This is a genomic window from uncultured Algimonas sp. (assembly GCF_947498175.1).
In the GTDB taxonomy this organism is placed as follows: Bacteria; Pseudomonadota; Alphaproteobacteria; order Caulobacterales; family Maricaulaceae; genus Litorimonas.
Genome location: NZ_CANMJB010000001.1, coordinates 386,683 through 409,524 on the forward strand (window position 1 = coordinate 386,683; position 22,842 = coordinate 409,524).

Sequence of the window (22,842 nt, forward strand, 5' to 3'; positions counted from 1 at the left end):
CATGTCTGTGCTGATCGTGGACACCAAATGCGCCAATCTGGCGTCGGTCGGCTTTGCCTTCGACCGGCTCGGCATCACAAGCACGATCAGCGACGACCCCGACCGGATCGCCGCCGCCGACCGCGTGCTGATCCCCGGCGTCGGCGCGGCCCCCTATGCGATGGAACGGATCGACGCGGCCGGGCTGACCGACACGCTGCGCGCCCTCACCCAGCCCGTTCTGGGCATCTGCCTGGGTATGCAGCTTCTGTTCGACGATTTGGCCGAAGGCGGCGTCGTCACGAAAGGTCTCGGCTTGATCCCGGGGCGGGTGAGCGCGCTCGACACGAAGGACCTCCCCTCGCCGCACATGGGTTGGAACCGATTGACCGATATTGCGGACGACTCTCTGACCGCGGAACTGTCCGAGGGCGACCACGCCTATTTCGTCCATTCCTATGCTGCGCCGGTCTCCACCCATACTTTGGCCATGACGTCCTACGGTTCGCCCTTTTCCGCGATCGTCCGGCATGGCAATGTCAGAGGCTGTCAGTTCCACCCGGAGCGCAGCTCCGATGCCGGAGCCGCCATCCTGAAAGCCTTCGCCGCCCTATGAGCTCTTCCGCGATCTTCCCCGCCATCGACCTGATGAACGGCCGCTGCGTGCGCCTGCTCAAAGGCCGGTTCGATGCCAAGACGGAGTATGACGCCGATCCGGTGGAGGTCGCGCGGTCCTATGCCGACGCCGGCGCCCAATGGGTCCATGTCGTCGATCTGGACGGCGCGAAGAACGGCTCCCTCTCGCAGGCCGAGCTTATCGGCCGGATCGCGCGCGATGGCGGGCTGAAAGTGCAGTCGGGCGGCGGCGTCCGCGATATCGGCATGGTCCGGCGTTTGCTGGACCAGGGCGTGGACCGCGTCGTGATCGGCAGCCTCGCCGTCACGCAACCGATCATGATCCGCCGCTGGATCAACGAGCTCGGCCCGGACCGCATCGTGCTGGCCTTCGACGTCAATCTGGACGATCGCGGCGTCGCCTATCCGGCCATCAAAGGTTGGACTGAAGCGAGCGAAACGCCGTTTTTCGAATTGCTCGACGGCTATTCGGGCTCGGGGCTCAAGACGATCCTCGTCACCGACATCGGCCGTGACGGTGCGGAGACCGGTGGCAATACAAAGCTCTACGAGACGATCTTGAGAGATTATCCGACGCTGGACCTGATTACGTCGGGCGGCGTCGGCACGCTGGACCATGTAAGGGAACTCAAGGCGCTGGACCCTTACGGCATCATCATCGGACGCGCGCTTTACGAGGGCAACTTCACCGTCGGTGAAGCGCTAGGATGCTAGCCAAGCGGATCATTCCCTGCCTCGACGTCCGCGACGGCCGTGTCGTGAAAGGCGTGCAGTTCCGCAATCACGAGGATGTCGGCGACATCGTCGAACTGGCCGCGCGCTACCGCGACGAAGGCGCGGACGAGCTGGTCTTCTACGACATCACCGCCTCCACGGATGACCGGACCGTCGGCACGGACTGGATCCGGCGCGTCAGCCGGGAACTCGACATCCCCTTCTGCGTCGCCGGCGGGATCGACGGGGTCGCGGTCGCCGGAGAGCGCCTCGCCGCCGGAGCCGACAAGATTTCGGTCAACTCCCCGGCCCTGCTCCGTCCCACGCTCATAGACGAGTTGCAGCAGGCCTTCGGCCGCCAATGCATCGTGGCCGGCATCGACACGTTCGAGCAAGACGGCGCCTACCGCGTCAAGAGCCATACGGGCGACCCGGGCCGAACCCGCGAAACCGGACGGGACACGCTCGATTGGGTGCGCGAAGTGCAAGACCGCGGTGCGGGCGAAATCGTCCTAAACTGCATGAACCGCGACGGGGTGCGCAAGGGCTATGACATCGCGCAACTCAAGGCCGTTCGCGGCATATGCGATGTGCCGCTGATCGCGTCCGGCGGGGCTGGGGCGACGGACCATTTCGAAGCGGTCTTCAAGCAGGCGGATGTGGACGGAGCCCTGGCCGCCTCCGTTTTCCACAAGCGGATCATCGCCATTCCCGACCTGAAACGCGATCTGGCCGAGGCGGGCGTGGAGATGCGGCGATGAGGGTCGACTGGAACAAGGGCGGCGGATTGGTCCCGGCCGTCGTGCAGGATGCGGACACGCTGCAGGTCCTGATGCTGGGCTACATGAACGAAGCCGCGCTGGCCAAGACACGGGACACCGGGCTCGTCACCTTCCATTCGCGCAGCCGCGATGCGCTCTGGACGAAGGGCGAAACGAGCGGGAACACGCTTTCGCTCGTCTCCGTCGAGGTCGATTGCGACGCAGACACGCTTCTGGTCAAGGCGCGCCCCGCCGGGCCGACCTGTCACCTCGGCACGACGTCGTGCTTCGGCGAAGGCGGAGCGGAAGGCGCGGGTTTTCTGGCCTATCTCGACAAGCTAGTTCGGGAGAGAAAAAACGCCGATCCGTCAGAGAGCTACACGGCGAAGCTCTTGCAAGGCCCGCTCGTCAAGGCCGCACAGAAGGTCGGCGAAGAGGGCGTGGAAACCGCGCTCGCCGCCGTGGCGGAAGGCGATGACGCATTCCGGGGCGAAGCGGCGGATCTGATCTACCATTTGCTTGTGTTGCTGGCGGCGAAGGATGTTGCCTTGGCGGAGGTGATAGACGTTCTCCGAGACCGCCACCGCTGATCGTCACCGGCATTCAATGCCGGGTCTGTCAGCGTCGACATTCACATGACGAGCGCGGGTCCGCTGGATCGGTCTTGGGGCCGGGCCTCTACAAAGCCCGTCAATATAGCTCGGGACAGACTTGAGCCCATTCGCGATCCCGCTTCTAAAACCGCCTGCAATGAAAGCGCGCCGCGCGCCGATCAGAACGCCTCGAACGTCTTCACTTCGCGCCGCACCGGCTGCCATTTTCCGTCCACCATGTGGATGCCGCATTCCGTCTTGCCTTGGCCGCGCCACCGGCCGGCGCGAGGGTCTTCGCCTTCGGAGACGCGGGTCGTGCAGGGCTGGCAGCCGATGGAGGGGTAACCGAGGGCGAACATGGGATGGGGCGGCAGGTCGTGGCGGCGAATGTAGGCGGTCACGTCTTTCGCCGACCAATAGGCCAGCGGATTGATCTTCACCATGCCTTCGCCCGCGTCGCGCAGATCCTCGTAGATCGGCATTTCCGCGCGTTCCGGCGTCTGGTAGCGTTTGCGGCCCGTAATCTGCGCTCCGTAACGCCCGACGGCATGTTTGAGCGGCTCGACCTTGCGCACGGCACAGCACGCGTCGGGCATGGTTTCGTGCAGGTCGCCCGTCGGGTCGACGTCGCGCAACTGGTCCGGGTCGGGATGGACGTTGATGAAATTGGTCAGGCCCAGCCGGTCGACCAGCGTGTCGCGATAGGCCAGCGTCTGGCGGAAATGCTTGCCCGTATCGAGGAAGTAGATCGGCAGGTCCGGGCGGATGCGGCTGACCATGTGCAGCAGGACGGCGCTGTCCGCGCCCAGCGAACTGGCGAGGAAGATGTCGCCCGCGTGGGTCTCGATGGCCTTGGCGAGCGCGGCTTCCGCGCTCAGACCGAAAAAGGGTCGGCGGTCTGGCCTGCCTCCATCGCTGTCAGGCGAGCGTCGAAAATGTTGGTCGCCGGACCCGCCGCGACGGCATAACCGCGCTGATAGGTCAGGTCGAAGGCGTCCAGCGCGTCGGTCCAGGCCTCCGGCGTGTGGCGCTTCAACTCGCCCTCGGCGACGCGCACGGCATCGAACCCGCATTGCAGAGCGAAGGCGAACTGGTCGGGGATCAGCTGTCCGTCCGCCACGAGCAGACCGTCATAGCCGTAACGCTGGCGCAGGAGGCGGGCGAGACTGAAGCCGCGCCCATCGGTAAAGGCATCGAACGCCACGAAGATCGACTTGATGCGCGGCAGCGCGTCCTCGATCTGGGACAGATCGGCATCGGGCGGCAGACGCAGCGCCTCGATGTCGTCATTGCGGGATGCGTCGAAATCGAGCGGAAGGGTCGCGTCCGCTTCCACGCCCGTCGGGCGGATAAGCTCAAGCGTCGGCATAAAGCGCCTCCTTGAAAGCCGGGGTGCCGAGGCGGCGGTAGGTGTCGAGGAACCGTTCGCCCTCCGTCCGCTGGCCCATGTAGAAATCGACGATGCGTTCGATGCCGTCGATCAGCTCGTCCTGAGAGAACCCCGCGCCCATCTTGTCGCCGATGGCCGCCGTTTGCGTCGCGTCGCCACCCAGCGTGACCTGGTAGAATTCGACGCCCGCCTTTTCTAGCCCCAGAATGCCGATATGGCCGACATGGTGGTGGCCGCACGCATTGATGCAGCCGGAGATCTTGATCTGCATTTCGCCGATCGCCTGCTGGCGGGCATGGTCGTTGAACCGTTCGGCGATGGCTTGGCTGACCGGGATGGAACGCGCCGTCGCCAGCGCGCAGAAATCCATGCCGGGGCAGCAGATGATGTCGCCGATCAGATTTATGTTGGCATCTTCCAGATCGGCCTTGACCAGCCCGTCCCAGACGGCGCGCAACTCGTCTTGGCGCACATGGGCGAGGACCATGTTCTGCTGATGCGTCGTTCGGATTTCGCCGATGCTGTGCGCGTCGGCCAGATCGGCGACGGCGCGCATTTGGTCCGCCGTAATGTCGCCCGGCGCGCGGTCCGGATCCTTCAGGCTGATATTGACGATGGCGTAGCCCGGCTGGATGTGCGGCACGACATTGGTGTCGACCCATTTCCGGAACGCTTCGGGTTGAGCGGACAGGTCGAAGGCCTTGATGTCATTGGCATAGTCCGGCGGAGCGAAATAGGCGGCGATGCGGTCGCGCTCGGCTTGGCCCACCATGATCTTGCTCGCGGGCAAGGCCTTGAACTCCTCGTCCACCAGGAAGCGGAACTCCTCGATCCCGGTCTCGCGGACCAAAATCTTGATCCGGGCCTTGTACTTGTTGTCGCGCCGACCGAAGCGGTTGTAGACCCGCATCGTCGCCTCCAGATAGGGCAGCAATTCGTCCTTGGGGCAGAAAACGCGCAAGGTTTGGCCGATCACGGGCGTCCGGCCCAAGCCGCCTCCGACGATGATGTGATAGCCGACCTCGCCTTCGACGCCGCGAACCACTTCGATGCCGATATCGTGAGCGCGCACCATGGCGCGGTCATGGGTCGGCGCGCCGGTCACGGCGATCTTGAACTTGCGCGGCAGGAACGAAAATTCCGGGTGCAGCATCGACCATTGGCGCAGCAGCTCGGCGAGCGGGCGAGGGTCTTCGATCTCGTCCGCAGCCGCCCCGGCATAGGGATCGCAGGTCACGTTGCGGATGCAATTGCCGCTGGTCTGGATGGCATGCATCTCCACGCTGGCCAGATCCGAGAGCATGTCCGGCACGTCTTCCAGCTTCGGCCAGTTGAATTGCATGTTCTGACGCGTCGTGACGTGGCCATAGCCTTTGTCATATCTATCAGCGAGATGGGCGAGCATCCTCAACTGGTCCGACCGCAGCGTGCCGTATGGGACGGCGACCCGTAACATGTAGGCGTGAAGCTGCAGATAGAGGCCGTTCATCAGGCGCAGCGGGCGGAACTCCGCCTCGGAGAGGCGACCATCGAGACGGCGTTCCACTTGACCCCGGAACTGCGCCACGCGGCTTTCCACGAACGTCGCGTCGAATTCGTCGTAGCGGTACATTAGATCAGCTCCGCTGTGTCATAAGTTGGACCGTGGGTGCGGAAGCGTTCGCGGTAACGCGCCGGCTTGCCGTCCACCGTGTCGATGAAATAGGCGCCGACCACGTCGTTGACGAGCTCCGCCGCCCTGGCGACTTCGTCCATCCTCTCGATCGTGGCCTCGTCTTCCGTCAGCAGCGCGTCCCGGTAGTCACGCGACCACCCGAAATCCTTCGTCATCCAGACCGATAGGCCGGACCGAAGCTCATTGGCAGTCATCGCCTGCGGACCTTTTCCCTTGTGTTTCAGCGTGCTCACGAGGCCGCCTTCAAGTGAGCTTGGGCGGCGCGGCGCGCATAGCCGATCATCAGTACGGCTGGGCCGGAGATGCCGTGCGTGACCAGATCGTCGGGCAGGTCGCCCAGCGTGGTCTGCAGCACGACCTCGTCGGGACGCGACGCGTTCTCCACGACCGCGACCGGTGTGGTCGGACGCGCGCCGTGCAGCATCAAGCGGCCCTGGATGAAGCGGGCGGCGCGCAGACCCATATAGATGGTCGCCCGCGCGCCCGGCTCGGCCAGCGAGGCCCAGTCCAGCTCCGCAAAGCCGTTTTCGTCATGACCGGTGGCCAGCACGGCGGCGGTGTTCTCCCCGCGCACGGTCAGGCTGTGCCTGATCGATGCGGCGGCCGCGGCCGCGGCCGTGATGCCGGGATGGATGGTGAAACCGATCCGCGCGGCGTCCAGCGCGGCGAATTCCTCCTCCGCGCGGCCGAAGACGAGCGGATCGCCGGATTTCAGCCGGACGACGCGGTAGCCCTCATGCGCTTTCTCGACGAGGATGCGGTTGATTTCGTCCTGCCGCGTGGACGCTTCGCCCGCTTGCTTGCCGACATAGACGAATTCGGCTTCGCGACGGCAGAGCGACAGGACGGGCTCGCTGACGAGGCGGTCATAGACCACGACATCGGCGCTGTGCATAGCGCGTAGCGCTCCGACCGTCAGAAGGTCCGGATCTCCCGGCCCCGCCCCGACGATGTGGACATGGCCCTGACCGGACGCGGAGCCGGCCCGGACGGCGTCGTAACGCTCGGACACGGCGTCGGCGTTCAGAGAGGTCAGGTCGTTCAGTCCCGCGCCGAGCACGTCGGCCCAGACGGCCTGCCGTTTGGCGATATCCGGCTCCTCGACTTTAAGCGTGTCGCGCAGTGCCTTGATATGCCGGGACGTTTGTCCGAGATCGCTGGGCAGGCGCGCTTCGAGATCGCTCTTGAGGGCGCGCGCCAGTCCCGGCGCCGTGCCTTCCGTGCCGATGGATATGGCGACAGGTGTGCGGTCCACGATGGCCGGCGTGATGAAATCGCAACCCGCTGGCTGATCCGCGGCATTGACCGGAATGCGCAACGCCCGCGCCCGCCCGGCGATGCGCAGGTTCTCGGTCTCGTCTTCCGTCGCGGCATAGACGAGCGTCGCGGTCGCCAGGTCGGCGTCGGCCGATATCTCGATATGTCCCTCTCTGGCCCACAGCGCCATTTCCGTGCTCGGCGTGTCCGCCACGGCGACCAAGCGGGCGTCGGTCTTCATCAGCGTGCGCAGCTTGGCTTCGGCGGCCGGGCCGTCTCCGAAGACCAGCACGGTCTTGTCCTTGAGGTCGATATGGATCGGAAGGTACCGCATGGCGAAGTCGTTCTCTTGAAAGTTCGTGGCGTTCTATATATCGAACACCCTGATGCACTTCCACCCCAAAAACCTCACGAAGCTGTCATGACCCGCAAAAGCCGCGCCCGCCGCATGCCCTGCCCCGAAACGGACGCTCTGTCCGAAAAGCTGGGCGAGACGATTTCTCGCCTGCGCAAAGCCGATCAGCTGTCCTTGGGCGAACTCTCCGAGATGTCCGGCGTCGCCAAGTCCATGATCAGCCAGATCGAAAAGAACGAAAGCAATCCGACGGTCGCGACCCTTTCGCGCCTGAGCCAGGCCCTCGGCACCAGCGTCGAAGCCATGTTCGCGACCGGTCCGGCGGAAAGCGCCCTCGTCCAGCATGCCCGGATACAGGACGTTCCGCGCCTGACGTCCGACGACGGCTTGTGCGAATTGCGCATCATCGGCGCGCTGGAAACGGTCGAATTCGTGCAGGTCTATGATTTCCGGGCCCAACCCGGCGGCGAGTTGGCCAGCTCGGCCCACCCGCTCGGTTCGGTCGAGAACCTGACGGTTCTGGCAGGCACATTGGAGGTCCGGATCGGAAACGAGGCTTGGCGCGCCGTTGAAGGGGAAACATTGCGCTACCGGGCCGACCGGCCACACGGGATCCGCAATGTCGGCGACGTCCCCGCCCATGCGACGATGGTCAACATCCTCGCCCACAGTGTCCGGGCGGGATGATGGCGGTTCAGCTTGTCTCGTCCCGGCATTCACTGCCGAGGACACCATGGGTGAGGTAAGACTTGCCATCGCGCCTTTTGGGATTAGTCGGACTTACCCATGCGTTACCACTCACATCTCGACCGCTCCGTCGAAGCGGAATTCCGCGATGCGCTGCTCGCTAGCCTGGCTCCGGATGGCGGGCTGTGGATGCCCAACAGTCTGCCGCGTTTCACGCCGGAACAGATGGCGACGCTGGGCGCAATGGATTTCGCCGACTGCGCCGCCCAATTGGCCGCACATTTCGTGGATGCCGGGTTCGACACGGGCAGCCTGACCGCGCTCTGCCGCGATGCCTATGACTTTGCCGTGCCGATGACGACGTTTTCGGGCGAACGGCTCGATCCGGCCATGCCGCCCGATGCGGACGACTTCATCCTGGAACTGTTCCACGGACCGACTCTCGCCTTCAAGGATTTCGCCGCCCGCTTCATGGGCCGCGCCGCTTCGACGCTGATGATCCGGTCGGGCGAGCGGCGGACGATCCTGGTCGCCACATCCGGCGATACGGGCGGGGCCATCGGCGATGCGTTCCTGGACCAGGACGGAGTGGACGTCTTCATCCTGTTTCCGATGGGCGGCGTGTCCAAGGTGCAGGAGCGCCAGCTTTGCACGATCGGCGAAGCCGGATCCAACGTGCGCGCCCTCGCCCTGGACGGCACGTTCGACGATTGCCAGGCGCTGGTGAAGGAAGCTTTCGCCGACGCCGCCTTGACCGGGCGCTTTCAGCTGATGAGCGCCAATTCCATCAATGTCGGCCGTGTCGTCCCGCAGAGCTTCTATTACGTCTGGGCCTCGCTGCAGGCCAAGGCGGCCTATCCGATGCGCGATCTCGTCATCTCCGTGCCGTCGGGCAATCTCGGCAATCTGACCGGCGGGCTTATGGCGCGGCGCATGGGCGCGCCGATCGACCGGTTCGTCGTGTCCCACAACGTCAACGATCCGTTCGTGGATTATCTCGCGGACGGCGAATACCGGCCGCGCCCGTCCACGCCGACCTTGTCGAATGCCATGGATATCGGCCGTCCGAACAATTTCCCGCGCATTCTCAGCCTGTTCGGCGGCGATGTCGACGCGGTGCGGGAAGCGGTCTGGGGCACGTCGTTCGACGATGCGCAGACGGCCCGCCATATTCGCCGCGTGTACCAGGAAACGGGCTATCTGATGTGTCCGCACACGGCAGTGGGCCATCTCGGCCTGCAGGCCTTCCGCGATTATCACGACGAGTCCGATGCGACCTGGATCACGGTCGGGACGGCGCATCCGGCCAAGTTCGCCGATAGTTTGGAAGCGATCATCCGGGACGATGTGCCTTTGCCGCCCCCGTTGGCGAAGGCCATGGCGCAGAAACCGCGCGTGGCGACGCTCGCCCCCACGCTTGGAGCGCTGGCGGATCATCTGGCGTCCGAACTGGAATGAAACTGACCTGCGACGCTTTTAAGGCACGCTATGCGGCCGGAACGCTGAAGCTCGCCCTGATCGGCATGTCGAACATCGGCAAGAGCTATTCGGGCATGCGACTGGCGACGGATTACGACTTCACCCTGATCGAAGTGGACCGTCTGATCTGGGACTCGCTCGGCGAGACCGACATGGACGCTTTCGCCGCATGGCAGGGCCAACCCTACAGCGAAGGCTACGAGGCGCGCGAACGCCGCTCCATCGCCATGGAAACGGACGCGACGCGGCGATGCCTCGACAGAGAGGCGCGCAATCCGCTGCTCGATACGACGGGATCGGTGATCTATACGGAGGCCGGTCTGCTGGAGCGGCTGCGCGCGGAGTGGTTCATCGTCTATATCGAAGCAGCGGACGAGCATCTCGACAGACTGAAAAGCCAGTATTTCGCCCAGCCCAAACCCCTGGCCTGGAATGGGCACTACAAGGAAATGCCAGGGCTGAGCGAAAGGGAGTCGCTAATGGCCTGCTATCCGGGCCTGCTGGCGTCACGCGCGGAGCGCTACGCCGCTTTGGCCGATAAAACAGTGAGTTCCGCCGACATCCTCACGCCGGATACGGCTGTCCTGTTCGACCTAGTCAAGCCAGCCGCATAGCAAACGCCGCCGCGCGACATCGGCGAACATGTCGAGATGGTCGTCCCGGTCGTTGAGGCACGGCACGGCCGTGAAATGGGTGCCGCCCGCCTCGTGGAAACTCTCCTCGGCTTCGATCGCGATCTCTTCGAGCGTTTCCAGGCAATCGGCCGAAAATCCGGGCATCATCACGGCGACGCGCTTGACCCCCTGCTCCGGCAGCGCTTCGAGCGTCTTGTCGGTATAGGGCTGCAACCACGCTTTCGGCCCGAAACGCGATTGGAAGGTCGATTGCAGAACGGTGTCGTCATACCCCGTATGCTCCCGCAGCAGATGCGTCGTTTCCAGACATTCGGACTGATAGGGATCGCCCGCATCGACATAGGTTTGCGGCAGGCCGTGATAGGAACACAGGATCCGGTCCGGTTTCCAGTCCAGCGTCGCCAAATGGTCCGACAGGCTATCGGCCAGCGCTGCGATGAACGCCGGCTCGCGGTAATAATCCCTCAGCAGCCTCAGTTCCGGCACGTTCCACTTGCCGAGCAGGGACTTGGCGACATCATCATAGACGGACGCCGTCGTCGCCCCGGCATATTGAGGATAGAGCGGCAGGACCGCGATGCGGGTGCAGCCTCGGGCCTGCAGCGATTCCAGGCCCGCTCCGATGGAAGGATTGCCGTAGCGCATCGCCGTTTCCACGATGACCTCCGGACCCAGCCTCGCCTGCACGCCGGCGACCTGCGCCCGGGTGATGCGGACCAGCGGCGCTTCCGCCTCCTCGCCCCAGATGCTGGCATAGGCCTTGGCGGACCGGGCAGGCCGGATGCGCAATATGATGCCGTGCAGGATTGGGCACCAGATCCAGCGGCTGGTGTCGACGACGCGGTAATCGTGCAAGAACTGCGCGAGATAGCGCCGGGTCGCGTCCGCCGTCGGCGCATCGGGGCTGCCGAGATTGACCATGAGAAGACCGACGGGCACGAATTTCTCCGATTTTATCAGGTTTAAGGCGAAAAGCGGCGTTGAATCACGCCGTTGCGCTGGTTACGAACGAGACAGCCATGCAGACGGCCGGGCGCGCACGCAAGCCGGTTCTTGATCGGAGTAATTACATGAAACGTTTCTTCCTCGCCACATCCTGTTTCGCCGCCCTTGGCCTCGGTGCCTGCCAGGACGGTCAGATACGCGATGCGGAAACGACAACGGAAGAACTGACGGTGGCCGCGACGACCCAGGTCGAGACCCGGCCGACCGTCCAGGATGCGCGCGAGTTCCTCGAAGACGCCGAAGCCGACATCGTCGCGGCCAGCGAGATCGGCGCACGGGCCGCCTGGATCAATGCCAACTTCGTGACCGAGGACACGAACGCCCTCGTCGCGCAGACCTCGGCGGAAGGCGCCAAACTGGCGACGCGGCTGGCCAATGAAGCCAAACGGTTCAACGGCGTGTCCCTGCCCGACGACATGCGCCGCAAGATCGACATGCTCAAGCGCGGGTCGAACTTCCCGGCCCCGATGCGCGACGGCGCGGCGGAAGAACTTTCCGAAATCATGGCCGGGCTGGACGCAACCTACGCGACCGGCACTTTCGCCATCGACACGTCGGATCCCGCCATCGTCGCGGTGCTGGGCGAAGTGGAGGGCGACCGGATCGATCTGGGCCAGGCCGTGCGCCTGATGGCGCAACTGCGCGACCCGGCGCTGCTGCGGCAGGTCTGGGAAGGCTGGCGCACGATCAGCCCGCCGATGCGCGACGATTATGCGCGCATGGTCGAACTGATCAATGAAGGCGCGCAAGAGTTGGGCTATGCGGATGCCGGAGCGTTGTGGCGCGGCGGTTACGACATGGATGCGGATGCGTTCGCGACCGAAGTCGATCGTCTCTGGGGACAGGTCAATCCGCTTTATGAACAGCTGCATTGCTATGTGCGCGGCGCGCTGAACGAAACTTACGGCGACGATGTCGTGCCGCTCGATGCGCCGATCCGCGCCGACCTGCTCGGCAATATGTGGGCGCAGCAATGGGGCAACATCTACGGCTTGGCCGCGCCGGAGGGTGCGGGCGAAGGCGTGGACGTCACGGCCTTGCTGGAAGAGAATGACTATGACGCGATGAAGATGGTCCGGACGGCGGACGACTTCTTCGTTTCCATGGGCTTCGATCCCATGCCCGACACGTTCTGGGAACGCTCGCTGATCACCAAGCCGCGCGACCGCGACGTGCAATGCCATGCTTCGGCCTGGAATCTGGACGATATCGAAGATGTCCGGATCAAGATGTGCACCGAGGTGACCGGCGAGGATTTTCAGACCGTTCACCACGAGATCGGCCACAACATCTACCAGCGCGCCTACAAGGATCAGCCGGTCTTCTACAAGACGGGCGCCAATGACGGTTTCCACGAAGCGATCGGCGACATGATCGCCCTGTCGATCACGCCCGAATATCTGGTCGAGATCGGCCTTCTGGACGCGGCCGACCTGCCTGGAGAGGATGCGGACATCGCCTTGCTGATGCAGACGGCGATGAACAAGATCGCCTTCCTGCCCTTCGGTCTGCTGGTCGACAAATGGCGCTGGCAAGTCTTCAACGGCGTGCTGGAACCGGCCCAGTACAATGACGGCTGGTGGGCGCTGCGCACCGAATACCAGGGCATCCGCCCGCCGTCGGAGCGTCCAGCCGACGCGTTCGATCCGGGCGCGAAATACCACATTCCCGGCAATACGCCCTATATGCGTTACTTCCTCGCGCATGTGCTGCAATTCCAGTTCCACAAGGCGGCCTGCGAACAGGCCGGCTTCGAGGGGCCGCTGCACCGCTGTTCGGTCTACGGGAATGAAGAAGTCGGCGAGCGCTTCAACGCCATGCTGGAAATGGGGGCCTCGCAACCCTGGCCGGATGCGCTGGAAGCCTTCACCGGCACGCGCGACATGGACGGCTCCGCGATCCTGGAATACTACGCGCCGCTGATCGATTATCTCGAAACGCAGAACCAAGGCCGGACCTGCGGCTGGAATCGCGATTAGGGTTAACCGCGCGGAAAGGGCCGGGCCGCTAGGGCTCGGTCCATGCCGATTCCCGCTGCACAGGACAGGACCAGACCGCCGACCCGCCTGAACCGGCGGGTCTTGGTCGTCACGGACAATGTGGACGGATCCGTCGCCCTGATCGGACATTTGCGGGCGCTGGGCCTGGATGTCAGTCTGAGCGCCTATGACGGCACTGGCGCCGTGGACCTTCCCGACCGCAGCCCGTCCGCCGCTCTCTGCTTCCTGTCCGACTATGTCGAACACGGCACCGACATCGTGGCCCGCATCCGCAACGCCTATGCCCCGCGGGACTTCCCGGTCTTGGGACGCCTGATGCGCGAAGCCGGGGACGATCACCCTTATGACTCCGTCCTGTACGACCCGGTCCATGCCGTGCAGGTCGCGCAGCGTCTCTATTCGCTGATCCGTCTCGGACAGATGGAGGCCGAAATCATCCGGCGCCAAGCCACGTTGCGGGACAGTTTCGGGCAGGACTTCGAGCTGGCCGATACGCCCTTGCGCCAGCCGTTCCGCGTTCTCTTCATCGGCAAGGCCGACCCGGCCTATATGGCGGTCGTGAACGCGTTGCAGGACAAGAACGTCGATGTGATCGCCGCCTTCACCTCGTTTTCCGCTTTCGACTATCTGCACGAAAGTTCGTTCGACGCCGTCGTCATCAATGCGCGCCATGGCAGCGAGCCGGCCATGACCATCGCGGAAACGATGCGGCGCAACCCGCAACTGTTTCACGTTCCGACGTTGCTGTTGGTGAACGGCGCCGAGTTCCGCGAGGCCGATGTCGCCTATTCACACGGCATCAAGGACGTGATCGACGCCGAAGCGCCCCTGTTCGAAGTCAGCGGCCGCATCCTCGAACTCGCGAACGACTGCCGGATTCACCGCCAGCTGAAAGACGAATTCGACCATATGGGCGGGCCGGACTGTTCCGATCCGGAGACGGGCGTGATGAACGCCCGGTTCCTGGAACCGCATTTGCGCCGCGTCAGCCATGATTGCCGCAGGCGCGGCGTTCCGCTGGGCATCATGACCCTGAAACTGACCGCGCGGTCCACGGCCGACCTTCCGGTCGAGACGGTCGCGTCGGCCTATGCGCAGTCGGTCCGCACCGTCTCCGGCGTGGTGCGGATGCAGGACATCGTCGCGCGCATGGACCGGACCTCGGTCATCATCGCCTTCCCGGAGGAGAACCGGCAGGACGTCGCCCGGATCGCCGCACGCATCAAGGCCCTGATCGAAACGTCCACTTTCCCGCAGATCGAGGGAGCCGGGCTGCGCATGGGCGCCGAAACGGCGATCATGATGCAAGACGATGCGCAGCATGCCCCTAACCCCAGGCGGGCGCCGGGCGCGATGACGCTGGCGGTCTAGTCTTGGCGGGTCTAGTCTAAGGCGGGTCTAGTCTAGGCGACTTCCTTCACATCGCTGTCGACGATGAGCGCCTTGACCGCGCGTTCGGCACCCTGGACCCGGGCTTTGGGCGTTCCGAAGCTGCCCTGGACGAGAATGGTCTGGTCCGGTCGCAACCGCCAGCCGCTATTCTGCGTGATGGCGTTCATGACGGCGCTTGGATCGGTCACGTCCTCGTGGCGCATGCTCAGAACGACGCCCTTGGGTCCGGCATCGACCTTCGCTACATGAGCTTTACGGCACAAGCGTTTGATCTTCATGACTTTCAACAGCGCATCGACCTCGTCCGGCAACGGTCCGAACCGGTCGATCAGCTCGGCCGCGAGCGCGTCGCTGTCGGTATCGGTTTCGAGATCCGAAATGCGGCGGTAGAGCGACAGGCGTAGATTGAGGTCTTCGACGTAATCTTCGGGGATCAGGACCGCGACGCCCAGATTGACCTGCGGCGTCCAGCTCTGGTCATGGGCCGTGTCGTCGTCCTTCAGCTCCGCGACCGCTTCCTCCAGCATGTGCTGGTAAAGCTCCACGCCCAATTCCTTGACGTGACCGGATTGCTCCTCGCCCAGCGGGTTGCCGCCGCCGCGCATGTCCAGATCGTGGCTGGCCAGGGTGAAGCCCGCGCCCAACGTGTCGAGCGATTGCAGCACTTTGAGCCGCTGCTGCGCACCCGGCGTGGCGACATGTTCGTCCGGCATGGTCAGGTAGGCATAGGCACGCGTCTTGGCCCGGCCGACCCGGCCGCGCATCTGGTAGAGCTGCGCGAGGCCGAACTTGTCGGCGCGGTTGATGATCATGGTGTTGGCGGTCGGAATGTCGATCCCGCTCTCGATGATCGAAGTCGAAAGCAACACGTCATATTCGCCGTCATAAAAGGCGCTCATGATGTCGTCGAGCGCGCCCGCCGCCATCTGGCCGTGGGCGATGACATACTTCACTTCCGGCACGTTCGTCCGCAGGAACTCTTCCAATCGCGGAATGTCGGCAATGCGCGGCGTGACGTAGTAGCTCTGCCCGCCCCGATACTTCTCGCGCAACAGCGCCTTTCGGATCGACACTTCGTCGAACGGCAGCACATAGGTCCGCACGGCCAACCGGTCCACGGGCGGCGTTGCGATCAGCGACAGGTCGCGGATGCCCGTCAGCGCCATCTGCAGGGTGCGTGGGATCGGCGTCGCCGTCAGGGTCAGCATGTGAACATCCGCGCGCAAGGCCTTGAGCCTTTCCTTGTGACGGACGCCGAAACGCTGTTCCTCGTCCACCACGACCAGACCAAGGTTCTGGAACGACACCTGCTTGGACAGGACCGCATGGGTGCCGACGACGATATCGATTTCGCCCTTGGCCAGAGCCTCGCGGGTCAGCTTCGCATCTTTGGCCGGGACCAGCCTCGAGAGCTGCCGCACCTTGACCGGCATGCCGCGGAAGCGCTCGGAAAAGGTCTTGAAGTGCTGGCGCGCCAGCAAAGTCGTCGGCGCCACGACCGCGACCTGCCGGCCCGTGATCGCCACGGCGAAGGCGGCGCGCAAGGCGACTTCGGTCTTGCCGAAGCCGACATCGCCGCAGATCAACCGGTCCATCGGCTTGCCGGACGTCAGGTCGCCGAAAACGTCCTTGATCGCGTTCAGCTGATCGTCGGTCTCCGCATAGGGAAAGCGCGCGGCAAACTCGTTATAGGCACCGTCGTCGATCTCGATGGGTTCGATCGTCTTCATCGCCCGCTTGGCGGCGATCTTGATCAGCTCCGCCGCCATTTCGCGCAGGCGGCCCTTGGCCTTGGCCTTGCGCGACTGCCACGCCACCCCGCCCAGCCGGTCCAGAACGGCGTTCTCGTTGGCATTGCCGTAGCGCGACAGCAGTTCGATATTCTCGACCGGGAGGTAGAGTTTCGCGCCCTGAGCGTATTCCAGCTCCAGCGTATCGTGCGGCGCGCCGCCAACGTCCAGCGTCTTCAGCCCCAGATAGCGCCCGACGCCGTGGTCGATATGGACGACGAGGTCGCTCGGATTGAGCGCGCTGGCTTCGGCGATGAAGTTCTTCGCCCGTCGCTTGCGTCCCCGATTGACGAGGCGGTCGCCGAGAATGTCCTGCTCGGAGATGACGGCGAGGTCGGCGTCCGGACCCGGCATCACGAAACCCTGCTCCAGCGGCAGCACGACCGCCCTCACCTCGCCCGGTCCGATGTCGAACGCGGCGCGGCCGTCGCGCGCCATCGGCACGATGACGCCTTGGTCTTCCAGCACGTTGGTCAGCCGTTCACGCGACCCTTCCGACCAGGCCGCCATCCAGACGCGGTGCTTGGTCTCTCGCAGGGCCTGGACATGCCGCGCGACCGAATCGAAGACGTTGACCCCTTCCGTCTGGCGTTCGGCCAGGAAACTACGTCCGGTGCGCGCGCCGAAGTCGACCTTGTCGCCCTCGTCCGGCGCGTCGAATGCCGTGTGCTGGCGGACCCGTAACGGCGCCGTCAGTTCCGCGAGCTCGGACGGCGGGATGTAGAGCGCGTCGGTCGGCAGCGGCCGGTACAGCCCCGCCGTCTTGGCCGGGTCGCCAGAGCCTGTGTCGCGGGCGTCCTGGTGCTCGCGCCGCGATGTGTAGAAATCCTCGATCAGCGCCTCGCGTTCCGCCATTGCCTCGTTTGCGAGGCCGTCGAAGGCGATCAGCGCTTGCGGACCGACATAGTCGAGCACGCTTTCCGCATGGTCGTAGAAAAGCGGCAGATAATGTTCGATGCCTTGCGGCCGAATCCCGTCCGTTACGGCCGCATAGACGGGATCGCGGCTCACTCCGCCGCCGAAGGCCGCGATATAGCTCTTGCGGAACTGGCTCATCGTGTCGTCTTCGATGAAGACTTCGCTGACCGGTGCGAGCGTCAGGCTCTTCAAGGCGTTCGTCGTGCGTTGCGAGTCCACGTCGAACTCGCGCAACGACTCCAGCTCGTCGCCGAAGAAGTCCAGCCGCAAAGGTGCCTTGCGGGTCGGCGGGAATATGTCGATCAGACCCCCGCGCACGGCATAGTCGCCCGGCTCGACAACGGTGGACGCGCGGACATAGCCGTTGCGCGACAGGTAGTTTTCCAGATCCTCGCGCCGGACATCGTCGCCGACCTTGGCGCGGAAGCCCGCCGCCTTGATGACCTTCCGGGGCGGCACGCGCTGCAGGATCGCCGCGACCGTCGTCACGACGATCAAAGGTTTGGACGCCTTGACGGCCAACAGGCTGTAGAGCGCCCCGGCCCGTCGTGCGGCCAGCACGCGACTGGGCGACACGCGATCATAGGGCAAGGCGTCCCAGGCCGGCAGGTTCAGAACCGGCACATCGGGTTGGAAGAAACGGCAGGCCGCGGTGAAGGACGCCGCCCGGGCATCGTCCCGCGCCACGAACAGCACGCGCCCCGAAGTCCTGACCGCCGCGCGCGTCACGACGAGCGCATCGGCGCCTTCGGGCAGGCCGGCGGCCGTCAGGCGAAGGTCGGGACCGACATATCGGGAAAGCTGTATCTGCATGACGGTTACGAAGCGCTTGAGAGGTTCGGCGGTTCCTATGAGCGCCTAGCAAGGGCTTCAATAGAAAATGCAGGCCGTTGTTCGACGACGCAGGCCCGTGGAGTCATAACCGGCCATGCATGCCGGGAACGAGGGTTGGGCCTGTCAGCCGACTTTCGGGCGGTAGGTCCGCAAACGCTCCAACAAAGGGGTCTCGTAATTGGCCGGCACGGGCAAAGTTTGGGTGATCCAGGCATAGATGTCGTGATCCTTCGCGCCGAGCAGATCCTCGAACATCAGAACTTCGGATTCGCTCAAGCCCGGCCCATGTTCACGCGCGAAACCGCCCAGGATCATGTCCGCTTCCTTGAAGCCCCGGTAGTGCGCTCGGTGGATCAGCCGCTTGCGGCGCGTTTCCAGGTCGAGGTCGTCTTGCGTGTCCATCGTATCCATGAGCCTCCCTAGGACGCTAGGACTGGATTGTCACCGCCGCGACGCTTGCGCGCGCGCTCTTGCCGCGCCACATCTGCCGCCGTGAGACCGCCTATCCTCAATCCCTGGTTCGCCGACATCCGCTCGTTGACCGGCGTCGGCGACAAGGTAGCCGACGCGCTGGAGCGGGCCTTCACCGTGCGCGCCCCGGCCCGGCTGCGCGACCTCCTGCTGACGCCGCCAGCGTCCTTGATCGACCGGTCCAACCGTCCGGGCATTGCGGGCGCGATGCAGGGCGACGTGGCGACTTTCCTCATCACGGTCGGTCGGCATACGCCGCCATCGACCAAATCGCGACCCTACCGGATCAAGGTCTATGACGATACGGGCGAGATGACGCTGGTCTTCTTCAAGTCCTACGGCTCGACGCTGCAACGGCAATTCCCCGAAGGTGCGCAGCGGCTGATCTCCGGCAAGGTCGAGATCTATCAGGCCGAAGCGCAGATGACCCATCCGGACTACATCCTCGCGCCCGACAAGGCGGACGAACTCCCGACCTATGAGCCCGTCTATCCGCTCACGGCTGGATTGTCGCCGAAGGTGGCGCGCAAGTCGGTCTGGTCCGCCCTGGAGAAAGTCAGTCTGGGCGAAGCCCTGCCGGAATGGCTCGACCCGGATTTCATCAAGGCCAATGAGTGGCCGGGCTTCAACGAGGCCGTGCTGCGCCTGCATCAACCCGATCACGTGGTGGATGTGTCGCCCAGCGCCCCGCCCTTGCGTCGTCTTGCCTATGACGAACTGTTCGCCAAACAGCTCGCCATGGCGCTGGTGCGCGAACGCAACCGCGCGATGAAAGGCGAGGCGCTGGCGGCCAAGGGCGAATATGTGCAGGACGTGTTGGGAGGGTCGCCCTTTCCGCCGACCGGGGCGCAGAGCCGCGCCTTCGAGGAGATCAAGGCCGACATGCAATCGCCGTCACGCATGGCGCGACTGCTGCAAGGCGATGTCGGCGCAGGCAAGACGTTCGTCGCCGCCTTGGCCGCCGCCTATGCCTGCGAAGCGGGGGCGCAGGTCGCCGTCATGGCCCCGACGGAAATCCTCGCGCGCCAGCACGCCGACACCCTGTCGCAGATGCTGGACCCCGCCGGATTGACGGTCGAGGCCCTGACGGGCCGCGACAAAGGCGGGCAGCGCAAGGCGATCAATACCGGCCTCGCCCAAGGCCACATCGATGTCGTGGTCGGTACGCACGCCCTGTTCCAGGACGGGGTGGAGTTCGGCCGGCTCGGGCTGGTCGTCATCGACGAACAGCACCGCTTTGGCGTGCGGGACCGGTTGCGACTGACGGAAAAAGGCGACGCGCCGGACCTGCTGGTCATGACGGCGACGCCGATCCCGCGGACCCTGGCCCTGACCAGCTACGGCGATCTTGACATTTCGATCCTGGACGAAAAGCCCGCCGGTCGGCAGCCGATCCAGACGGTCGCCCTGCCCCTGCAGCGCATGGACGACGTCATCGACGCCATCGGTCGCGCCGTGGAGGCGGGCGACCAGGCCTATTGGGTCTGCCCGCTGGTCGAAGACAGCGACGTCAGCGATCTGGGCAGCGCCGAGGACCGGCACCGCCAGCTGACGGCCATATTCGGCGAGAAGGTCGGTCTTCTGCACGGCCGCATGAATGCGCTGGAAAAGGAATCGGTCAGTCGCGCCTTCAAGGCGGGGCGCTACGACATTCTCGTCGCCACGACCGTCATAGAGGTCGGCGTCGATGCGCCCAACGCCACCGTCATGGTGATCGAACATGCCGAACGGTTCGGTCTGGCCCAGCTGCACCAATTGCGCGGCCGTGTCGGACGTGGCGACAAGGCCTCATCCTGCATCCTGCTCTACAAGAACCCGCTGTCGCAAAACGGCAAGGAACGGCTCAACATCCTGCGGGAGAGCGAAGACGGGTTCCTGATCGCCGAAAAGGATTGGGAGTTGCGCGGGTCCGGCGACCTGCTCGGCGCGGCGCAGTCCGGTCTGCCGCGCTTCCGCCTCGCCAATCTGGACAAGCACCGCGACCTGCTGGAAACGGCGACGCAGGATGCGCGCCTGCTGGTCGAACGCGATCCCGCTTTGACGAGCGAGCGGGGACAGGCCGCGCGCGTGCTGCTCTATCTGTTCGAACAGGACCACGGCATCGCCATGATGCGCGCGGGGTGATTGGATTTCCTGCACCGCTGAGACTCCCAGCGGCTGGCCCTAATCCGACAGCGTCTCGTCCGTCAGGGGAACCGTCGGTTGCTTGGCCTTGAATTCCTCCAGCGCTTCATTGGACGAGACCATGCCCCCCGAGATGATCATCTTGGCCCCCTCCTCCGGCGTCATGTCCAGCAACTTTATCTCGTCGGTCGGCGCGAACAGAAGAAAGCCGGAAGTCGGATTGGGCGTGGTCGGCAGGAAGACGCAGACATAGTCCTTGCCGTCCGCCGCCAGCTCGCGTTTCGGCGCCCCGGACAGGTCGGCGGTGACGAACCCGACGGCCCAGATGCCCTCGCGCGGATATTCGATCAGGCAGACGTCCCGGAAAGCGCGGTCCTTTTGCTGGGCGATCGTGTTCAGGATCTGTTTGATGCCGTTGTAGATCGGTGCGACCACGGGCACCTTGGCCAGTGCGGACTCGCCGACCCGCAGGATGCGGGTGCCGATCTGGTTCGACACGAAGATGCCGAACAGGGTCAGACCGACCACAGCCAGCACGACCGAAAGCAGCCAGAAAAAGGGGAAGTCGTAATAGTTGGCCGGATCGAGCGCGTCCGGCACGATGGACCAGACCGCATTGTCGATGGTCCCGATCAGCTTGCTGAGCAGCCAGAACACGGCCACAATCGGCAGCGCCACCAGGATGCCGGCGATGAACCGGTTGCGAAACCACCGGATCAGCCGGAAGCGGCCCGCTTTCGGCACCACTTTGATTTCGGGATGACTGCCTGTCATTGCCATATACCTTGTGCGCTTGCCGCTGTGCCCCCCTTGCGCTTATGGCTGTGATGAACGCCGAAGGAAAGCGAAGAAGCCTATCACGTCAATGCCGCGAACCGACGAAACCGCCAAGCGATTCTCCCTGTGGCGGAAGCTGCTGGGCGGTGCGTTCCTCGTCTTGGTCCTGGCGGCCGTTCTGGCCTGGACCTACCGCGACGACATCTTCCAGACCATTCAGGACCCCCGCCAACCCTTCCAGACCTACGATCCGCCCGAAGCGCCGATCTACAGCGATCCGGAAAGCTGGCTGAGCCAACCCGACCTGGATGTGGATCCGTTCACGTTCGATGCACTCGGCGATGTCTTCGTGGTGGTGCCGAGCGTCTATCGCGGCGGCGAGCACTACGTCCTGCCGAGCGACGATCTGCGCCGCAAAAGCAAGCTGGAACGGATCGTCAGGCCGAACTACGTCACGCCTTACGGCGACGCGGGACGGCTTTTCGCCCCTTTTTATCGCCAAGCGTCGCTCTATAGCTACATGACCACGCGCGAGGATGCGCGCCTGGCGCAGGACTTCGCCTACCAGGATGTCAAACGCGCCTTCCACACCTTCCTGAAACACAGTCCGCCGGAGCGGCCCATCGTACTGGTCGGGCACAATCAGGGGGCGGCGCACCTGATCCGCTTGCTGGACGACTTCTTTTCCGGTGAGTCGCCTCTGATCGAACGGCTCGCCGTGGCCTACGTCATCGATTACCCCCTGCCGCTGGATTTGTTCGAGACCGTGCTTGCGCCGCTGCAGCCTTGCGAGGATGCGGTGGACACGAACTGCGTCGTTGCCTTCGGCACATTCATGCCTGGCGAGGACGTTATCACGGAGCGCTTCCGGGACCGTCTACTCGTGCATGGCGGGCAGGACTATGAGAGCGTCAGCGGACGCCCGCTGCTCTGCATCAATCCGCTGACTTGGCTGCAAAACGGAAACTACGCGCCCGAACGGCTGCATCTGGGCGGCGTGGCGGCCGAAGGGCTGGAACCGGATATCCGGCCGGCCGCTAGTCCGAACCAGGTCGGAGCGCGATGCGTGAACGGCACGTTGCAGGTGGACCGCCCGCGGTCGCGCTCGCTGCGCCGCCCGATCCAGGTCGGGGCCAAGTTCAGGACGCTGCCGTCGAACCTGTTCTACGAGGATCTGAAGCAGAACGCCGTGGCCAGGGTGGACGCGCTCGTCGCGTCCGGCACCCTGCCCAAACGCGCGCGCAGGCTGGACGATCTCGACGTCGTGCCGATCCAGGACAGTCCGGTCGTGCCGGCGCAGGACCGGCCCCCGCGTTCACAATTCCCCGACCCGCGATAAACGCTAGAAAATGCGGCGCGCGGCTGGCATG

20 protein-coding genes are annotated in these 22,842 nt (G+C 64.5%); 11 read left to right on the top strand and 9 right to left on the bottom strand.

Translation table 11 applies throughout. The annotated features are described in order from the left end of the window. Position 1: 1 nt before the first annotated feature. The 4 genes from hisH to hisIE are packed head-to-tail and all read left to right on the top strand — an operon-like array spanning position 2 to position 2,680. The gene (gene hisH / locus Q0718_RS01900) at positions 2-595 is read left to right on the top strand and encodes an imidazole glycerol phosphate synthase subunit HisH (RefSeq protein ID WP_298912641.1); all 594 of its coding nucleotides are present in this window, start codon (positions 2-4) and stop codon (positions 593-595) included. Further along, entirely contained in the window at positions 592-1,329 is a 738-nt protein-coding gene (gene hisA, locus Q0718_RS01905) for a 1-(5-phosphoribosyl)-5-[(5-phosphoribosylamino)methylideneamino]imidazole-4-carboxamide isomerase (protein WP_298912644.1), read from the top strand. Before hisH ends, hisA begins: the two co-directional genes overlap by 4 nt. Then, on the top strand, positions 1,323-2,090 hold the full coding sequence (gene hisF, locus Q0718_RS01910) for an imidazole glycerol phosphate synthase subunit HisF (RefSeq protein ID WP_298912647.1): 768 nt from the start codon (positions 1,323-1,325) through the stop codon (positions 2,088-2,090). The genes hisA and hisF overlap by 7 nt, the downstream gene beginning before the upstream one ends. Next, positions 2,087-2,680 carry a bifunctional phosphoribosyl-AMP cyclohydrolase/phosphoribosyl-ATP diphosphatase HisIE gene (hisIE, locus tag Q0718_RS01915; protein WP_298912650.1) on the top strand — a complete coding sequence of 198 codons (594 nt, stop codon included), beginning with the start codon at positions 2,087-2,089 and terminating at the stop codon, positions 2,678-2,680. Before hisF ends, hisIE begins: the two co-directional genes overlap by 4 nt. Before the next feature lie 182 nt (positions 2,681-2,862). On the opposite strand, the gene Q0718_RS01920 is transcribed toward hisIE, so the two are convergent. Genes Q0718_RS01920 through cysG form a run of 5 tightly spaced genes read right to left on the bottom strand, consistent with a single transcriptional unit; the run spans position 2,863 to position 7,339 of the window. Then, positions 2,863-3,561: a phosphoadenylyl-sulfate reductase gene (locus Q0718_RS01920; RefSeq protein WP_298912966.1), complete on the bottom strand. Its 699-nt coding sequence runs from the start codon at positions 3,559-3,561 to the stop codon at positions 2,863-2,865. Beyond that, positions 3,558-4,052, bottom strand: coding sequence for a DUF934 domain-containing protein (locus tag Q0718_RS01925; protein WP_298912653.1), 495 nt, complete (start codon positions 4,050-4,052; stop codon positions 3,558-3,560). Before Q0718_RS01925 ends, Q0718_RS01920 begins: the two co-directional genes overlap by 4 nt. Next, entirely contained in the window at positions 4,039-5,685 is a 1,647-nt protein-coding gene (locus tag Q0718_RS01930) for a nitrite/sulfite reductase (RefSeq protein ID WP_298912656.1), read from the bottom strand. Before Q0718_RS01930 ends, Q0718_RS01925 begins: the two co-directional genes overlap by 14 nt. Then, positions 5,685-5,981, bottom strand: a complete 297-nt coding sequence (locus tag Q0718_RS01935; RefSeq protein WP_298912659.1) for a DUF2849 domain-containing protein — start codon at positions 5,979-5,981, stop codon at positions 5,685-5,687. Before Q0718_RS01935 ends, Q0718_RS01930 begins: the two co-directional genes overlap by 1 nt. Then, on the bottom strand, positions 5,978-7,339 hold the full coding sequence (gene cysG, locus Q0718_RS01940; protein ID WP_298912662.1) for a siroheme synthase CysG: 1,362 nt from the start codon (positions 7,337-7,339) through the stop codon (positions 5,978-5,980). The genes Q0718_RS01935 and cysG overlap by 4 nt, the downstream gene beginning before the upstream one ends. 87 nt (positions 7,340-7,426) lie before the next feature. Here cysG and Q0718_RS01945 point away from each other — a divergent pair, with 87 nt between their 5' ends. The 3 genes from Q0718_RS01945 (at position 7,427) to Q0718_RS01955 (ending at position 10,140) form a co-directional block, all read left to right on the top strand. Then, positions 7,427-8,047 (top strand): XRE family transcriptional regulator, encoded by a 621-nt coding sequence (locus Q0718_RS01945; protein ID WP_298912666.1) that lies wholly within the window; start codon positions 7,427-7,429, stop codon positions 8,045-8,047. A 99-nt stretch (positions 8,048-8,146) separates the two neighbouring features. Then, positions 8,147-9,505: a threonine synthase gene (gene thrC / locus Q0718_RS01950; protein WP_298912669.1), complete on the top strand. Its 1,359-nt coding sequence runs from the start codon at positions 8,147-8,149 to the stop codon at positions 9,503-9,505. Continuing rightward, positions 9,502-10,140, top strand: a complete 639-nt coding sequence (locus tag Q0718_RS01955; protein ID WP_298912672.1) for a hypothetical protein — start codon at positions 9,502-9,504, stop codon at positions 10,138-10,140. Before thrC ends, Q0718_RS01955 begins: the two co-directional genes overlap by 4 nt. Here the strand turns inward: Q0718_RS01955 and hemH are convergent. Further along, positions 10,120-11,100, bottom strand: a complete 981-nt coding sequence (hemH, locus tag Q0718_RS01960) for a ferrochelatase (RefSeq protein WP_298912675.1) — start codon at positions 11,098-11,100, stop codon at positions 10,120-10,122. The two genes, Q0718_RS01955 and hemH, sit on opposite strands and share 21 nt — an antisense overlap. Positions 11,101-11,231: 131 nt before the next feature. On the opposite strand from hemH, the gene Q0718_RS01965 reads away from it, so the two are divergent. Both Q0718_RS01965 and Q0718_RS01970 read left to right on the top strand, forming a co-directional pair. Continuing rightward, the gene (locus Q0718_RS01965; RefSeq protein WP_298912678.1) at positions 11,232-13,145 is read left to right on the top strand and encodes a M2 family metallopeptidase; all 1,914 of its coding nucleotides are present in this window, start codon (positions 11,232-11,234) and stop codon (positions 13,143-13,145) included. 42 nt (positions 13,146-13,187) lie between these two features. Further along, the gene (locus tag Q0718_RS01970) at positions 13,188-14,537 is read left to right on the top strand and encodes a hypothetical protein (protein ID WP_298912681.1); all 1,350 of its coding nucleotides are present in this window, start codon (positions 13,188-13,190) and stop codon (positions 14,535-14,537) included. A gap of 32 nt (positions 14,538-14,569) precedes the next feature. Here Q0718_RS01970 and mfd read toward each other — a convergent pair whose 3' ends face one another. Both mfd and Q0718_RS01980 read right to left on the bottom strand, forming a co-directional pair. Further along, complete coding sequence (gene mfd, locus Q0718_RS01975; protein WP_298912684.1) at positions 14,570-18,079, bottom strand: transcription-repair coupling factor; 3,510 nt, start codon at positions 18,077-18,079, stop codon at positions 14,570-14,572. A gap of 144 nt (positions 18,080-18,223) precedes the next feature. Next, the gene (locus Q0718_RS01980; protein ID WP_298912687.1) at positions 18,224-18,511 is read right to left on the bottom strand and encodes a succinate dehydrogenase assembly factor 2; all 288 of its coding nucleotides are present in this window, start codon (positions 18,509-18,511) and stop codon (positions 18,224-18,226) included. Positions 18,512-18,592: 81 nt separating this feature from the next. Between Q0718_RS01980 and recG the strand changes: the two genes are divergently transcribed. Continuing rightward, positions 18,593-20,695: an ATP-dependent DNA helicase RecG gene (recG, locus tag Q0718_RS01985; RefSeq protein ID WP_298912690.1), complete on the top strand. Its 2,103-nt coding sequence runs from the start codon at positions 18,593-18,595 to the stop codon at positions 20,693-20,695. A 39-nt stretch (positions 20,696-20,734) separates the two neighbouring features. On the opposite strand, the gene Q0718_RS01990 is transcribed toward recG, so the two are convergent. Beyond that, the gene (locus tag Q0718_RS01990; RefSeq protein WP_298912692.1) at positions 20,735-21,469 is read right to left on the bottom strand and encodes a DUF502 domain-containing protein; all 735 of its coding nucleotides are present in this window, start codon (positions 21,467-21,469) and stop codon (positions 20,735-20,737) included. Between the two features lie 91 nt (positions 21,470-21,560). On the opposite strand from Q0718_RS01990, the gene Q0718_RS01995 reads away from it, so the two are divergent. After that, positions 21,561-22,811 carry a DUF3089 domain-containing protein gene (locus Q0718_RS01995; RefSeq protein ID WP_298912695.1) on the top strand — a complete coding sequence of 417 codons (1,251 nt, stop codon included), beginning with the start codon at positions 21,561-21,563 and terminating at the stop codon, positions 22,809-22,811. Positions 22,812-22,842: the final 31 nt, after the last annotated feature.

Excerpts from the sequence above, each read along its gene's own strand:
- hisH (WP_298912641.1), top strand. The coding sequence starts at position 2 with ATGTCTGTGCTGATCGTGGACACCAAATGCGCCAATCTGGCGTCGGTC.
- hisA (WP_298912644.1), top strand. The coding sequence starts at position 592 with ATGAGCTCTTCCGCGATCTTCCCCGCCATCGACCTGATGAACGGCCGC.
- hisF (WP_298912647.1), top strand. The coding sequence starts at position 1,323 with ATGCTAGCCAAGCGGATCATTCCCTGCCTCGACGTCCGCGACGGCCGT.
- hisIE (WP_298912650.1), top strand. The coding sequence starts at position 2,087 with ATGAGGGTCGACTGGAACAAGGGCGGCGGATTGGTCCCGGCCGTCGTG.
- Q0718_RS01925 (WP_298912653.1), bottom strand. The coding sequence starts at position 4,052 with ATGCCGACGCTTGAGCTTATCCGCCCGACGGGCGTGGAAGCGGACGCG.
- Q0718_RS01930 (WP_298912656.1), bottom strand. The coding sequence starts at position 5,685 with ATGTACCGCTACGACGAATTCGACGCGACGTTCGTGGAAAGCCGCGTG.
- cysG (WP_298912662.1), bottom strand. The coding sequence starts at position 7,339 with ATGCGGTACCTTCCGATCCATATCGACCTCAAGGACAAGACCGTGCTG.
- Q0718_RS01945 (WP_298912666.1), top strand. The coding sequence starts at position 7,427 with ATGACCCGCAAAAGCCGCGCCCGCCGCATGCCCTGCCCCGAAACGGAC.
- thrC (WP_298912669.1), top strand. The coding sequence starts at position 8,147 with ATGCGTTACCACTCACATCTCGACCGCTCCGTCGAAGCGGAATTCCGC.
- Q0718_RS01955 (WP_298912672.1), top strand. The coding sequence starts at position 9,502 with ATGAAACTGACCTGCGACGCTTTTAAGGCACGCTATGCGGCCGGAACG.
- Q0718_RS01965 (WP_298912678.1), top strand. The coding sequence starts at position 11,232 with ATGAAACGTTTCTTCCTCGCCACATCCTGTTTCGCCGCCCTTGGCCTC.
- Q0718_RS01970 (WP_298912681.1), top strand. The coding sequence starts at position 13,188 with ATGCCGATTCCCGCTGCACAGGACAGGACCAGACCGCCGACCCGCCTG.
- mfd (WP_298912684.1), bottom strand. The coding sequence starts at position 18,079 with ATGCAGATACAGCTTTCCCGATATGTCGGTCCCGACCTTCGCCTGACG.
- Q0718_RS01980 (WP_298912687.1), bottom strand. The coding sequence starts at position 18,511 with ATGGATACGATGGACACGCAAGACGACCTCGACCTGGAAACGCGCCGC.
- Q0718_RS01990 (WP_298912692.1), bottom strand. The coding sequence starts at position 21,469 with ATGACAGGCAGTCATCCCGAAATCAAAGTGGTGCCGAAAGCGGGCCGC.
- Q0718_RS01995 (WP_298912695.1), top strand. The coding sequence starts at position 21,561 with ATGCCGCGAACCGACGAAACCGCCAAGCGATTCTCCCTGTGGCGGAAG.